At 60.0% G+C, this 777-nt stretch carries 2 protein-coding genes; both read left to right on the forward strand.

What is annotated here, in order from left to right:
• Positions 1 to 50: 50 nt before the first annotated feature.
• On the forward strand, positions 51 to 476 hold the full coding sequence (locus GBM95_RS11905; RefSeq protein WP_152159279.1) for a hypothetical protein: 426 nt from the start codon (positions 51 to 53) through the stop codon (positions 474 to 476).
• On the forward strand, positions 473 to 777 hold a 305-nt coding region (gene tnpB / locus GBM95_RS11910), incomplete at its 3' end, for an IS66 family insertion sequence element accessory protein TnpB (protein WP_152159280.1). The genes GBM95_RS11905 and tnpB, both read left to right, overlap by 4 nt.

Here is a 777-nt window from a genome sequence, read left to right on the forward strand (position 1 = left end):
TTTTTAGGCTTTCCGGGACACTTGAGGTCATTCCCAATCAGGAGGATCTCATGATCGATTCCATCTGGCGCAGGGCGTATGACGCCTGGCAGAAATCCGGCCTTACCCGCCGGGCCTTCCATCAAACGCACATCTCCACCTTCTTCCCGGAACAGCCGCCGTGCATCTGGACGCTCTATAAAAAGTTCCAGCAGATTGAGCGCCTCATCGAGGCTGAAGCCGTCAGCCGCATTCAGAACGCCGGCACTGTTGCCGTGGTCGAGCTCCCAGCCGTTCCCGTTCACGCCTCCAAACCTTCCCGCATTTCGACGATCCCGAAAAAGCCGGTTCCGATCGTGCGTCCGCAGCGCTGCTCGAACCGTTCCGCACGGGAGGTGCGTCTGAAGCTGCCGAACGGCACGCTCCTGGAATTCACCTCCGAATCGCCCGAGCTTCTTGCCATCGGCATGATGCAGGCAGCCGGAGGCTCATCATGATCATCGACTTCAAGGCGCGCAGGACGACGCTCGTTGCTTCTCCCGTTGACGGACGAAGCGGAATTCCGACGCTCACCACTTTGGCGGAGTCGCTTCTGGGCATCCCGATCACAAAGGGAGAGGACTACGTCGTCTTCGTTTCCCGCAGCCGCAAGGTCTGCAAGATCGTCTTCTGGGACGAGAGGGGTGCATGCATGGTCGTGCGTCGTCTCAACGACGGACGGTTTGCGCGATTTCTGATGAGAGCGTCCGGATCTGCGGCGGCCCCATTACGCCGGACGAACTGGCGGCGTACCTGGAT

The organism is Sutterella seckii, from assembly GCF_009183815.1.
Classification (GTDB): domain Bacteria; phylum Pseudomonadota; class Gammaproteobacteria; order Burkholderiales; family Burkholderiaceae_F; genus Sutterella; species Sutterella seckii.